The sequence below is a fragment of the Psittacicella hinzii genome (assembly GCF_003585885.1).
GTDB lineage: Bacteria > Pseudomonadota > Gammaproteobacteria > Enterobacterales > Psittacicellaceae > Psittacicella.
This window is the reverse complement of record NZ_NRHC01000057.1, coordinates 1-14,003: the sequence shown is the minus strand read 5'-3', so window position 1 is coordinate 14,003 and position 14,003 is coordinate 1. Positions and strand designations below refer to the sequence as shown.

Genomic DNA, 14,003 nt, shown 5'->3' with positions numbered 1-14,003 from the left:
CTCTCTAGATTAATGTAACTAAAAAATTGCTGTATAGTACAAACTCATTTTTTGTTAATAGATGGTCTAGTGTTACTAGCCATATAGATTAAAAAATTAGAGAATTAAAATGAAAAGAACGTATCAACCATCAGTTTTAAAACGTAAACGTGATCACGGTTTCCGTAAACGTATGTCTACTAAAAACGGTCGTAAAGTTTTATCACGTCGTCGTGCTAAAGGTCGTAAAGTATTATCAGCATAATACTTTTAAACTAAACATCATATAAAAAATGATATTAAAGAGTCCTTTAATATCATTTTTTTTTATTTGTTATTTGTCTATGCTTCAAGATAACAAACGTTATAAATTTAGTAAAGATTTTAAACTTCTGCAAGCACAAGAATTTACTAATGTTTTTGAAAATAAAGTATGGCGTTACAATAGTCAAATATGCTCTTTTCTTATTGTAAAGAACGACTTAAATAATCCACGTATTGGCTTTATTATTAGTAAAAAGAACATCAAACAAGCCAACAAAAGGAATCGCATTAAACGTTTGTTAAGAGAATATATTCGTCTTAATCAACACACCCTTCCAAACGCAGATTTAATCTTAATCGCTAAACCTTTAATGGCAAAATCAACTAATAGTGAAATCAATCAAGAAATTACAACTTTCTTTCAAAAACTTGACATTTCTCGTTTGAATACAGAAAAGAAATAATTACTAAATTGTTTTTTTCATTAAATTAATATATAATTTAATGAGTTTTTATATTCTTCTTTCACGATCTTTATTTCAATATTTTTAATACCATGTTTTAAGGATATTTTGATCTTGAAAAAGATAGCTTTATATTTGATAAAACTCTATCAATTTCTTTTAAGTCCTCTCTTAGGAACGGGAAAATGTAGGTTTCATCCAGTTTGCTCTCAGTACGGTAAAATAGCAATACAGCAACATGGAATATTGAAGGGTAGCTTATTAACATTTTGGCGTATACTAAGATGCAATCCTTTATGCACCTGTGGAATTGATCCTGTTCCACGTCATTTCAATAATAAAAAAGTGAAAAAACAATGAATCAGACTAGGGGAATCCTTTTTATTGTCTTAGCAGTATTAAGTTTTTTATTGTTCCAAGCTTATATTCAAGACACAGCTCCAAAACCACAAATTGATTCTGTTACAGCTGCTCAAGATCCTAATAATGTAGGTGCTGACTCTGATAATAGTCATGCTTTAACAATTAAAAATAATGTTTTAAGACTTACTATTAACTCTAAAACAGGTGATTTTATTGGTGCTGATCTATTAAAATATGATCGTACTGTTGAAGATAAAACTCCTTTAACATTATTATCAAGTAATCCTGACGATTATTTAAGAGTTGTTAATGGATTAGCCGGTGAAGGCGGTACAGATTCTGCAAAAACGCGTGCTGACTATAAAGTTGTTAATCAAACAGAAAACTCAGTAACTTTAAGCTATACACATAATGATGTAGTTTATACTAAAACTATCACATTAGATGGTTATCAAGCTTTAGTTGATTACAAAGTTACTAACAATTCTGACCAAGCTATCAATGTAGCTCCATACGCATCATTTATTTATCGCCCAGCTCCAGCTCCTTCATTATTCAGTCGTTCAAATGTTTATGGTACTAACCAATCATATGCTGGTTTAGTAATTTCGACTGACAGCGATAATTACGAAAAAATCTCTAACGGAGATATTGAAGATAAAGATTTCAAACCTGTAAAATCTAAAGAGGGTTGGACTGCTATCTCTCAACACTTCTTTGTAACTGCATATGTTCCATATGCTGGTACAGACTTTACAATCTATACAGATTATTATCAAAACAACTACATCATCAATACTTTAAGCGCTGAAACTACTGTTAATGCTAATAGCACAGCTACTTTTAGTGACAAGTACTGGATTGGTCCTAAATTACAAGATGACTTACAAAATGTTGCTAAAGATTTAGACCTTGTAGTTGACTATGGTTGGGCATGGTTCTTATCATTACCACTGTTTAAGCTAATGCAATTCCTTCACTCATTTATTAGTAACTGGGGAATTACAATTATCGCTTTAACTTTAGTAGTGCGTTTAATCATCTCTCCACTTTCAAGATTACAATTTAGAAATCAGGCATTAATGCGTGTTATTCAACCTGAACTAGCAGCAGCTAATGAACGTGCTGGTGATGATAGAATGAAACGCTTAACAGAAACAACTAAAGTATTCAAGAAATACGGTGCTTCACAATTCACAGGTTGTTTCCCAGCATTAATTCAAATGCCTATTTTCTTAGCTTTATTCTATTTAATGAATGAAGCTGTAGAATTACGTCACCAATCTTTCTTATGGATTCATGACTTAAGTCAGGCTGATCCTTACTTTATCTTACCTATCCTTAACGGTGTGATTATGATCTTTATGTTCTCACTAACACCTATGCCAGAGAACATGGATCCAATGCAAAGAAAAATTATGAAAATGATGCCTTATCTTTTTGTAATTTTCTTCTTATTCCTACCGTCAGGATTAATTCTGTATTACATCGTATCTAATATCATTACGATTTTATTTATTATGTACTACAATAAGAAAATGACGTACTTATACGCAAATAATTTATTACCAACTTATAAAGTAGTTGATCGTCCAATTGCTATGCCTCGTAGAAAAAAATAACTCAGGCATAAACGTTTGACTATATTAAATTTATTCTTAAGGCGTCGCTGCTTTCAGCGTCGCCTTTTAAACTTTTAGAGATAAAATTATGACTAACAATAGGGAAACTATCGTTGCTCAAGCTACCGCTATAGGTAGAGGATCTGTAGGTATTATTAGAGTTTCAGGTCCAAACTCTAAACAAATTGCTCAACTAATTACTAAAAAGGATTTAAAACCTCGTCATGCCACTTACTTACCATTTTATACAAATGAAGATCAAGTTCTTGACTATGGTTTAGCCATTTTCTTCCCAAATCCTCATTCTTTTACAGGTGAAGATGTAATTGAGTTTCAAGGTCATGGTGGTCAAGTTGTCCTCCAAGCATTGCAAGAGTACATTGTAAGCACAGGTTTAGCAAGATATGCTCAACCTGGAGAGTTCTCGCAACAAGCCTTTCTTAATAATAAGTTAGACTTAGTCCAAGCTGAAGCTATTGCAGACCTTATTAATGCCACTAGTTTACAAGCTGCTAAAGGAGCTATAAATTCCTTACAAGGAGCTTTTTCAGATAAAGTTACAAGTATTGTTAATGACTTAATTCATTTACGCACTTATCTTGAAGCAGGAATGGATTTTCCAGATGAAGAAATTGATATTCTTGCTGATAGTTTTGTTCAAGAAAGACTTTATAGTTTACAAAATAAATTACAAGATATTAAAGAGAGCGCTCATCAGGGGAAAATCTTACGTGATGGGATTAGTGCAGTTATTGTTGGTAAACCGAATGCAGGAAAATCTTCTTTATTAAACGCATTATCGGGAGAAGAGTCTGCTATAGTTACCGAGATTGCAGGAACTACTCGTGATACGTTAAAAGAGTTTATCCAAATTGATGGTTTACCATTACATATTATCGATACCGCAGGTTTACGTGATACTGAAGATAAAGTTGAACTTATTGGTATTGAGCGTGCATATAAAGCTATGGAAAAGGCTGATGTTGTAATCGTAGTTTCTGAAAGCAATGATTTTAGCCAAGAAATCTCTCTTTTACCTGAAAGTATTTTTGAGAAAGATATTCCTAAAATTCTCATTACTAATAAAATTGATCAGCAAAATCTTTCTCCATGGTTTGATAAAAATAATAACATTTACAATATTGGCTTATCAGCTCAAACCTTAAGTGGAATTGAATATCTTAAGTCAGCGCTTAAAGAAATTATCGGCTATAATAACTCTTCAGAGGGCACCATCATTGCTCGTCAAAGACATATTCAAGCTATCAGTGAAGCATTAGAATATTTCAATAATGCAAGCTTCTATATGCGTCAAGGAGTTTCTCCAGAGTTAATCGCAGATGATTTACGTATGGCGCAACAAAAACTTTCTGAAATTACCGGTAAATTTACGGCTGATGATCTTTTAACTAAGATCTTCTCAACTTTCTGTATTGGAAAATAACATGTCAAACTATCATTCACATGATGAACATCATCATGATCATCACCATTGTCATGAGCATCACCACTGTCATGAACATCATGATCATGAGCATCACCACGACCATGAACATGGATGTAACTGTGGCTGCGATCATCAAGACATAATTATCCCTTTAAGATGCTTACTTCAAGAAGGTGATATTACTTTTGATTATACAAATGCTCTTGACTGGAAATTTACTTATCAAGATAATCTAGCAAACATTAATAATTTTCCAAGTCTGTTTGGACAGGCTTTAGCGCAATTAAACTTATATCCAGAGACCACCTTTACGGCTTCTCCTGAACTTGAAGCTTATATAAAAGAAAACTACAACAATCTCAACTTTAACCCTCTAATTGTTTTAGCAGCCTACGCAAATAAAAGTATGCTAGATTTAACAGATAATCTTTTACAATTTAGCAGTAACTTTATTAAAGAGTTAAAAGATTTTGTTAAAAAGGATAACAGCTTCAAAGATAAACTTCTTTTAGATAGTTATGTGTATGAGCTAGAAAAATTCAATCAGGCTTTAACAACTTATAAAGACGTCGTTGAGCAATACTTCAACTCTGAAGATGGTCAAGCAGTTGCTAAAATGGTAAATCGTGGTTTATTCGATTTAAAACCTCTGTTTAAGCAACCAGATGAGTCTATGATAGTAGTAATCGAATTAATTCCAGAACTACTACAATTTACAAATGGATATAGCAAAGCTGAAGATTTAATCTCTAACGATACTATCTACAGATATAATCATTGTTTTATTTTATTAACATACCTAGCAAATGAGTAATTCACTTTCTCAAGATAAAGAATGCGGTTGTGGACATAATCACAGCCATGAGCATAATCATCAATGTCATTGTGATCATGAACATAATCATGATCATTGTGGTTGCGGACATGATCATAGCCATGATCATCACTGCGGTTGCGGTCACGATCATAAACATGATCATCACCATGGTTGCCACCATGATTATGAACATGAGTCAGAACTCTCTGCAGAAGATGAGTTATGGGGAAAAAGTAAAGCTCAAGAATATTTTGAGCAATTCCCAGACATCTATGAATATCTAAATGGTAACCAAGAGCTGGTAATTAAGTTCGATGGACTTAAATTAGCTGATGATGATAATGAAGATATTCAAACGATTAATGATCTGATTAAGTCCTTCCAAGAAATTCGTGCTTCAGACAAAAGCTCTAAGGATAAAAACTTAATTTTTATCTCAAAAAGATCTGCCGTAAAAGAACTATACAAGCAATTTGTACAAAAAATCGAAGGATCTGAAGAAGTTGCGATGTTTAACTTTTACAATCTTTTAGGTTTAGTATATGGTTGGGCTTTAAAACAAGAATTAAGTATTGAAGACTTTGTAAAAGAAATTAATGCTTTTGCTACTTGTTATGAAGATGAAGAGGTTAAAGGCATTGATGACGAATTTATTTTATCTTGTATTAAAGTAAGAGACGCATTTATCCAAGACTTTATTGCTCCATACGGTTTTAAAATCTCTAATATCTTTGCTTACTCTTTTAACCCACAAGATGAAGTATCTGATGACAAATCAGATCTAATTGCTTTTGCGCACTTCGTTGATTCATTTAGTGCAGCTGTACGTAACATTGCTATCCGTTTGATACATAAATATAAATCTGAAGTTTCAATTGAACAATTTGCTTCAAGCATTGAAGAGGTAAACTTATTAGCTGAAATTGCAGATTTTGTTCATGAAGTTTATCGTGATTTAAATGCGTATACTAACTCAAACGATAGAACAAAATTAGCAAATCTAGATTTCGATATCTATGAATATTTTGATTATACTCAATCATTTATTCTCATTACTTTAGCTATAGCGCATCAATGTAACAAAAAAGGATTAGCATATCCTGGAAATGAACATGATTTAACTCATGTTTATTCTCTTTTCCTTTAATTTACTAGTATAAAAATAGAGGTATAAGCAAAAAGCTTATACCTCTATTCACAATTATTTTTATGGAACTACGTTATCTTAGTGAGTTTAGTTTAAATCACTATAGCCAAAAAGTTAAATCAATTGTTGAAGCTTTGCCAAAGAATTCTCTAGCTCTTTTTGAAGTAAATGATCCCACTATCACCCAAGAGATATGTGAGCAAAATTTAGCTTTACTACTTGAACAAGCTGTTGTTAATCCTGAAGAGGCTACAGAACTATGGTTAGCTAGTCAACAATTTAATATTCATAAGCTCTTTCCTCTAAAAGATACGAGCAAATATATTGCTATCCTTATTGATAAAAATGATGATATAAAAATATCATCTTATTATGCTGACAATCAAGCAGAACACTTACAAAACATAGCTAATTGTTTACAGGGAAAACTAAAATCACCGTATCTATATACCTATCTAACAAATAAACTTAGTAAGAATTTAATCAAGAAGTTAACTTCAGATCTAGTAAAACGAGAATTTCCTTTATTAATTAGTGATGCTAATTTAGTTTCTCAGTTTATCCCAGAGAAAATTACACATCTTCTTACTGAAAAAAAAGAAGACCTATTTAATCAACTCGACCTAGCATTATTAGCTATAGAAAGTAACTGCTATTTAAGTTACCAAGAACAAAGATGTGTTCAACATGCTAGCGAGAATTTAACTTTTGCTAATAACCTTTTTTGGGCAAACCTTATTAACAAAATTAGCCCTGACAATTTAGAAAAAGATTTTAATAAGCATGCTTTAAAATTTGATCTAAAAAAGGTTAAATTTACTTTTAAAGCGTTTAATCTTGATCAAATAAATGATTACCAAGGGCAAGAGGTTGAGATTAACAAAGCTATCTCTAAGCAACACTTAAGTCCTGAACTCCAGAAATATAGCTCCTTAATTTCAGACAAATACAATGATTATCTTACTAATCATTACCAGTATATAAATTTCTTTAAGCAAGGAATTAATATTGAAGTAAAAGGAGAATATCTAGGTTATCAAGCAAAAGTAGGTAGATTCTTCTTTTACAACCAATTAGAAACGAATGCAGTTAAGCTTCAAGAACATAAACAAGAAAATCGTAAACGTGGTACTAAAGCTCTTAATAACTTTGATTACAAGTTAGATAGTTTAGTCGTAAGAAAAGAGCATAATTTTGAAAAGCAAGAATACTTAGATGCTATATCTCAAGAATTAGCAGAGCTAGAATTAAGCATGCAAAGATCTTTACGTCCTAATATCACTATCCTTCACGCTGTTGTTAATGGCATTATAAATGGGACTAAATTAGGACAAAACTTAAAAGAAAAGCATCAAGGTTTAGAACAGCTTTTTAATCTTTTCTATTTACAGAAAAATAACAAACACTTACCTAAATTAGCTGAACAACTTGAATTAGAGCAAAATGTAACTATTCAAGCTCTATACCAAGCTATTTTTAAGGGGCTAAGCAAAGAAGCATTTACCCATGAGAATGAACAGGTACAACAAGTTTATCAGCAATTTTACGCATTTGAAGAAAGAATTTATGTCAACTATCATCAACATTATTTATGTGTAAATGCAGATAGCTTTACTATTTACTTAGAAAACTTGAATAGTGGCATGATTCTAAAAACAGATACTATCTTGCAAGAAGGTATGGCATTAGCTATCACCTATAAAAAAGATCGTTTAGCAATTACTGATAGTTATCTCATTGCTGATAATCTTGTTTTAAGAAAAAATCTAAGCGTTGGTAGTCCGGTAGCTAATAATTTTCAACTACAGAAGTAAGATATTATAACTTTGACAATAAATTCTAACTATTGAGTTATTTGATTATTCGAATATTTATATCTTTACTTAAAAAATCAGTTCATAACTTTAAGTAAGAATTTACGTTAACTAAGTTATAATAGTTTCAAAAACTTTTTACTACTTAAGATGGAAACATTACATTATGATTTAGTGGTAGTAGGAGGTGGAGCAACAGGTCTTTCTCTCCTTCTAGGACTATATCCGCATTTAAAACGTGGACAACTAAAATCTATCCTTTTAATTGAAAAGAATACTGATGTTCAACCTTTACCAGGTCGTTCTATAGCTTTAAATTATAATACGTTAAAGTTTTTTAAGGAAATCAACGCTTTACCTTACCTTGCTAGTAAAATAAAGCCAATCAAAAATATTCTTGTAAAAAATCATGGATTTACTCAAAGCTTAATTTTAAAAGCTAACGAACATCACCTTGACCAATTTGGTGGGGTAATTGATTTAGCTACTTTACAACATGATCTAACAGATTTAGTTCGCCTAATGCAAAGTAAGCTTCCTGAAGTAAATATCGAATTTTTGACAGGAATTAAAGTTAATAAAACTTATCTAAGTGATCAAGTTCGTAAACTTGAGTTAGAACATCTTGAGCTACAAAGCACCTTAGAAATATCGACTGATTTAGTCATTATTGCTAATGGAGCTAATTTTATTCAAGGGCTTGAAAACTACAAGGATACCTTAATAACTCATGTACATGATCAATATGCAATGATTGCTGATGTAGAATACTCTTCTCCACTTAATAATCTTGCAATTGAATACTTTACTCAGGACGGTCCAGTAGCATTTTTACCTATCTCCGATAGTCAAGCTAGTGTAGTTTGGTGTACTAACAAAACTTTAATAGAACAAGCTAAGCAAGATAACAATTTAGTAATTGATAGCTTAAATAATGTGCTTACACAAATTGGTGAAGAAACTTTAAAACAGGCTATTAATTGTAAATTTAATCATGATAGTAAGCTCAAACTAGTTAATTTACGTCCTTGCCAAAGTCTAAAGAGTAAATATTACATTTCAGCTTGTTCTGATATGACTTCTTTTACTTTAAATTCACAGTTACAAACTAAATTAAACGATGTAAATCTAGTTTATCTTGGCAACGCAGCACATACCTTACATCCAGTTTCTGGACAAGGGTTTAATCTAGCTACTTTAAGTATCCAAAGCTTTTTATCTGTATTAGAAACTTACCAAGAGTTACCTTTTGCAACACAAGCTAATATTATTGCTCAAGAATATCATTATAAACACTTACCTCTAGCTACAGAAGTTTTTAACCGTACTAACTTTTTAGCTAAAGAGTTTACGACCAAGTCCTCATTAGGTTCATTTTTACCTAATTTAGGGTTATATCACTTAATAAATTATCCTTTCTTACAAGAACTTATCGTATCTCCTTCACTTGGGTATGTAAAGCCTAGTAGTCAAACCTCTAAGCTTTTACAATACTTGCAAAAGAATTAAAGGAATAAGTATGTTACAAGAAGCAGAAATAACGGTTATCGGTTCTGGTTTAGTTGGTCTTAGTTTAACTATTGATCTCATAAAACAAGGCTATAAAGTTACTCTAATTGGTCAACCTAGTCCAGAACTACCTAATCCTGCAAATAGAGTTGTAGCTTTAAATTTATCTTCTAAAGAATTTTTAACAGCACTCGGCGCTTGGCAAAACCTTGAAAATCAAGGCGTAACTCCTTACTACAGTATGAAAGTATGGGAAAAAGATCAAGCGGGATATTTAGAGTTTAAAAACACTGATGTAAATCAAGAAGTTCTGGGTTACAACGTAGTAAACTCTTATTTAGAAAAAGCTCTGTGGAAAACTATAGAGCTATTAAATCCTCAAGATTTTACTTATATTGAAAGTAAAGTTAGTCAGTATCAAAAACTACAAGGTAAACATTTTGTTAGCTTAGAAAATGGTGAACAAGTAATTAGTACTTTCTTAGTAGCTGCTGATGGAGGAAATAGCTTTATTCGTAAAGCGTTAAATATCGGTGTAAATCGTAACGAATACTCCCAAACAGCAATTACTTGCGTTTTAGAGCTACCTGAGGATCACAACAATACTTGTTACCAAAGCTTCCATAAAAATGGAATTCTAGCTTATTTACCTCTAAGTAACAGTAAACAAGTATCTATTGTTTGGTCATTAAACAATGACATTGCTGACATTGCTTTAAACTTTGACGCAGATGAGTTTTGTCAACAAGTATATACTTGTTTTCACAAGGGTCTAGGTGTACCAAAACTTATCAGTAAACCAACTGCATTTCCTCTAGCTAAACAGTACGCACAAGAGATTGTAGATGACAATTTAGCTATTATTGGCGATGCAGCTCATACTATCCATCCTCTAGCCGGTCAGGGAGTAAATTTAGGTTTTGCTGATGTTTGGACATTAGCAGATCTCATTAGAGAATACTATCGTCGTAATCTAGGCTTAGACAAAAATAAACTTGCACAATGGGCACGCTCACGTAAAACTAAAGCAGTTATGCTTTCTGAGGGCATGTTCCTAATCAAAAACCTATATTGCAATGATAACAAAGCTTTAACTTTTATTAGAAATCAAGCCTTGTCATTTGCAAATAAGCAAGACTTTATCAAAACAAAACTTATAAATTTTGCTTTAGGTTTTAATGAAGATAAATATTCTCTAGCTAGTTACAATCATGAACTTGACTTAGATAAGCAAAAAGAAAATAGTTTAGGTGTTAATCAAGAATTAAAGAATACACTTGAACAATTACCTAATCTAGCTAGTAAATTATTAAATTCATTTTTTAAGAAATGATTTAAGCAAATTAAAAGTCCTTCAAGTTAATTCTTGAAGGACTTTTAATTTTATTCGAAGTATGGATCTAGATCCGCACCTAAATTAAATAATTGATTACAAATTCTTGCAACCATTAAGTCAGTATTTTGACCAACTACAGTTACATTATCTAGGTCTTTAACAAATTCTTTTAGCTTAGGGTCTGCATTTCCCATAACAAAGCCATATTTAGCTGATTTTAGCATATGAGCATCATTCATCCCATCGCCAAAACAAATTAAGTTTTCTTGATTTGTATAACCAAAATGACTTAAATATCCGCTAATAGTATTAGCTTTAGTTACCCCTGCTGCATTTATTTCTAAACAGTTGATTTGTGAAAATACACATTCCACTTTGTCACCATATCTTTCTTTAATAAATGCTTGTAAATTATTAAGTTTTTCAGAACGAGAGTTAGGATCCACCTTGCACTCAGCGTCAATAAAGAATAATTTTACAATCTTTGAGAAATCTAAGCGCTCTAAATCTAAAAGGTTGTAGTCAAAATGTGAATCTGAAAAGAATCTTGCCACTTCTTCATTTGGTTCATTTACAAACCAGTGGTTTCTAGTATAGACATTAAAGATTAAACCTTCTGTTGGAATATTGTAACATGCATCCCTAGCTATATCTTCCGGTAAAAATGTAACGCTATTTTTTGCAGGTTCTGCATTATTTAGCATAGCTCCGTTGGAGGTTACAAGAGGTAAGCTATATTTTACATTTTCTTCAATTCCAATTACATCCCTATAAGGTCTACCTGTAGCAAGGATTACTTTAATTCCTCGTTCAACTAGCAGATTAAAAACATTTACTGTTTCAGCGGCTAATTTGTGATCTTTTGCCAAAGCAGTACCATCTAGATCTGTAGCTACTGCAGTGATATTTGTCATATCAAAAGCATTTAAACGTTGCATTAACATCTCCCAACATAAAAATTCTAACTCTTCTATTATACGCGATATTACTTTATTTTTTGCTAAATTAGTCAATCATACAAAAGATAAAAATGCAAAACTATAGTATAATTAACTAGTATTTTTTTCGATTGATAAACTCAATCTATTGTTGCATTTCCTTGAGAAGATTTTGTAAACGTTGTTACTTAATTTGTGGTAAGCAAAAAAGTAAGCATCTTTACAAATGCAATTTTTGTTTACCCTTTATGGGATATGCCATTTTCATACTTTATTATTTACTATCGATATGGCTGATTTAAACAAAAATCAAAAACTGCATCGAAAATTAAAAACTAGACACATGACCATGATCGCAATTGGTGGTTCTATTGGTACGGGTCTGTTTTTATCATCTGGTGCAACAATTTCGCAGGCAGGTCCTGGTGGTGCATTATTAGCATACATGCTTGTTGGTCTAATGGTTTACTTCATTATGACCTCTTTAGGTGAATTATCTGCTTTTAATCCAACATCAGGTTCATTTGCTACTTTTGGCGCTCTATATGTTGATAAAGCCTTTGGTTTTGCTCAAGGATGGAATTACTGGTATAACTGGGCTATAACCCTAGCAGTAGAACTAGTAGCGGCTGCTTTAATTATGGGTTACTGGTTCCCTGATGTCCCTGGCTGGATTTGGTCTGGGGTCTTTTACTTTGTTATTCTTGGAATTAACTTATTTAGTGTAAAAGGTTTTGGTGAAACAGAATTCTGGTTTGCTTTAATTAAAGTTGTTACTGTTATCATCTTCGTAGTTATTGGTCTATTAATGATCTTTAAAGTTATGAACGGAGAAACAGGTGACTTTAATGTACTAGAAAATCTAACAGGTGGTGAGGCTCCATTTGTTGGTGGTATCCCTGCTATGATGGGAGTGGTAATGATTGCAGCATTCAGCTTTCAGGGAACTGAAATGATTGGGGTTGCAGCTGGTGAATCAGATAATCCAGAAAAATCTATCCCTCGAGCTACACGCCAAATCTTCTGGAGAATTTTACTATTTTATGTTCTAGCTATTTTTGTAATTGGTTGTTTAATTAACTATAACGATCCAAACTTACTAAAAAATGATGAAACTGATGTAAGCTTCTCTCCATTTACTCTAGTATTCAAACAAGCTGGTTTAGGTTTTGCAGCAGCAGTAATGAATGCTGTAATTCTAACTTCTGTACTATCAGCTGGTAACTCAGGACTATTTGCTTCTTCACGTATTCTTTTTGAAATGGGAAGAAATGGTCTAGCTCCTAAATTCTTTGGCTATGTTACAAAAGCTGGTGTTCCTCTAGCAGCAGTATTATGTACTGCAGTTGTGGCTGCTCTTTGCTTCTTAACTTCACTATTCAAAACTTCTGATGTTTATTTATATTTATTAAATGCATCAGGTATGTGTGGTTTTGTGACTTGGATTGGTATTTCAATTTGTCACTTTAGATTTAGAAGAGCTATCAAAGTACAAAACTTTGATCGTACTCAACTACCTTACTTAGCTAAATACTTCCCTATTGGTCCTATCCTTTCATTAATTATGTTATTATTTGTAATTTTAGGACAAGATTGGGATTTAGTTACAGGTAAAGGATTTGATTTAGGCACCTTTATCTCAACATATTTAGGTTTAGCGTTATTCTTTGTGCTTTACTTCGGTTATAAGTTTACAAGAAACACGAAAGTAATTCCTTTAGAAGAAATTGATTTAACGCAACGTGCAAAATAATCTCAAAAAAAACCTCTCAGATAAACTGAGAGGTTTTTATTAAACTTAAAAATTTTTAAGAAAATCTAGACATAAAAAAAAGTAAAGTTAAAAAACTTTACTTAAAACTAGAAAATGCTCGAAATAAGCAATTAAATAATTGCCAGTATAAGCATTATTAGATGAATCAAATTCTCACAAAATCAAACTAAAATAAATTATAAAATGGTGGGCGGTACTGGGCTCGAACCAGTGACCCCCTGCTTGTAAGGCAGGTGCTCTCCCAACTGAGCTAACCGCCCATCTTAGAAAAAATTAATTTGGCGATGACCTACTCTCACATGGGGAGACCCCACACTACCATCGGCGCTACGACGTTTCACTTCTGAGTTCGGCATGGGATCAGGTGGTACCATCGTGCTAATGTCGCCAAAATCGGCTAATTTAATAACAAACTTATATTTGAATATATTCTTGAGTTCTTTTGTTTTGCGTTTTCTTTACAACTACTTACTGTATTCCCTTGTTCTTATGTAAGCACTAAAACAATATTACATACTCACCAAACTCA

12 protein-coding genes, 1 tRNA gene and 1 rRNA gene are annotated in these 14,003 nt (G+C 32.1%); 11 read left to right on the top strand and 3 right to left on the bottom strand.

Going from position 1 to position 14,003, the window contains the following annotated elements; genetic code table 11:
• Positions 1–109: 109 nt before the first annotated feature.
• The 10 genes from rpmH to CKF54_RS04825 all read left to right on the top strand — a co-directional run bounded on the left by rpmH (position 110) and on the right by CKF54_RS04825 (position 10,759).
• On the top strand, positions 110–244 hold the full coding sequence (rpmH, locus tag CKF54_RS04870; RefSeq protein ID WP_119497398.1) for a 50S ribosomal protein L34: 135 nt from the start codon (positions 110–112) through the stop codon (positions 242–244).
• A gap of 79 nt (positions 245–323) precedes the next feature.
• Positions 324–707, top strand: a complete 384-nt coding sequence (gene rnpA / locus CKF54_RS04865; protein ID WP_222987519.1) for a ribonuclease P protein component — start codon at positions 324–326, stop codon at positions 705–707.
• Between the two features lie 108 nt (positions 708–815).
• Positions 816–1,067, top strand: a complete 252-nt coding sequence (gene yidD, locus CKF54_RS04860; protein ID WP_410454507.1) for a membrane protein insertion efficiency factor YidD — start codon at positions 816–818, stop codon at positions 1,065–1,067.
• Positions 1,064–2,692 carry a membrane protein insertase YidC gene (gene yidC, locus CKF54_RS04855; RefSeq protein ID WP_119525240.1) on the top strand — a complete coding sequence of 543 codons (1,629 nt, stop codon included), beginning with the start codon at positions 1,064–1,066 and terminating at the stop codon, positions 2,690–2,692. The genes yidD and yidC overlap by 4 nt, the downstream gene beginning before the upstream one ends.
• Before the next feature lie 88 nt (positions 2,693–2,780).
• Positions 2,781–4,136, top strand: coding sequence for a tRNA uridine-5-carboxymethylaminomethyl(34) synthesis GTPase MnmE (mnmE, locus tag CKF54_RS04850; RefSeq protein ID WP_119525239.1), 1,356 nt, complete (start codon positions 2,781–2,783; stop codon positions 4,134–4,136).
• Position 4,137: 1 nt separating this feature from the next.
• Positions 4,138–4,953, top strand: a complete 816-nt coding sequence (locus CKF54_RS04845; RefSeq protein WP_119525238.1) for a hypothetical protein — start codon at positions 4,138–4,140, stop codon at positions 4,951–4,953.
• Positions 4,946–6,103 (top strand): hypothetical protein, encoded by a 1,158-nt coding sequence (locus CKF54_RS08145; RefSeq protein ID WP_222987518.1) that lies wholly within the window; start codon positions 4,946–4,948, stop codon positions 6,101–6,103. The genes CKF54_RS04845 and CKF54_RS08145 overlap by 8 nt, the downstream gene beginning before the upstream one ends.
• 62 nt (positions 6,104–6,165) lie before the next feature.
• The gene (locus CKF54_RS04835; RefSeq protein WP_119525237.1) at positions 6,166–7,917 is read left to right on the top strand and encodes a hypothetical protein; all 1,752 of its coding nucleotides are present in this window, start codon (positions 6,166–6,168) and stop codon (positions 7,915–7,917) included.
• A gap of 150 nt (positions 7,918–8,067) precedes the next feature.
• Entirely contained in the window at positions 8,068–9,426 is a 1,359-nt protein-coding gene (locus tag CKF54_RS04830; protein WP_119525236.1) for an FAD-dependent monooxygenase, read from the top strand.
• 10 nt (positions 9,427–9,436) lie between these two features.
• Positions 9,437–10,759 (top strand): FAD-dependent monooxygenase, encoded by a 1,323-nt coding sequence (locus CKF54_RS04825; RefSeq protein WP_119525235.1) that lies wholly within the window; start codon positions 9,437–9,439, stop codon positions 10,757–10,759.
• A gap of 50 nt (positions 10,760–10,809) precedes the next feature.
• Here the strand turns inward: CKF54_RS04825 and CKF54_RS04820 are convergent, their stop codons facing one another.
• Entirely contained in the window at positions 10,810–11,700 is an 891-nt protein-coding gene (locus tag CKF54_RS04820; protein WP_222987517.1) for a Cof-type HAD-IIB family hydrolase, read from the bottom strand.
• A gap of 289 nt (positions 11,701–11,989) precedes the next feature.
• Between CKF54_RS04820 and CKF54_RS04815 the strand changes: the two genes are divergently transcribed.
• Positions 11,990–13,453, top strand: a complete 1,464-nt coding sequence (locus CKF54_RS04815) for an amino acid permease (RefSeq protein WP_119525233.1) — start codon at positions 11,990–11,992, stop codon at positions 13,451–13,453.
• A 205-nt stretch (positions 13,454–13,658) separates the two neighbouring features.
• On the opposite strand, the gene CKF54_RS04810 is transcribed toward CKF54_RS04815, so the two are convergent.
• A tRNA-Val gene (locus CKF54_RS04810) sits at positions 13,659–13,734 on the bottom strand.
• A 16-nt stretch (positions 13,735–13,750) separates the two neighbouring features.
• Positions 13,751–13,866 (bottom strand): 5S ribosomal RNA (gene rrf, locus CKF54_RS04805).
• Positions 13,867–14,003: the final 137 nt, after the last annotated feature.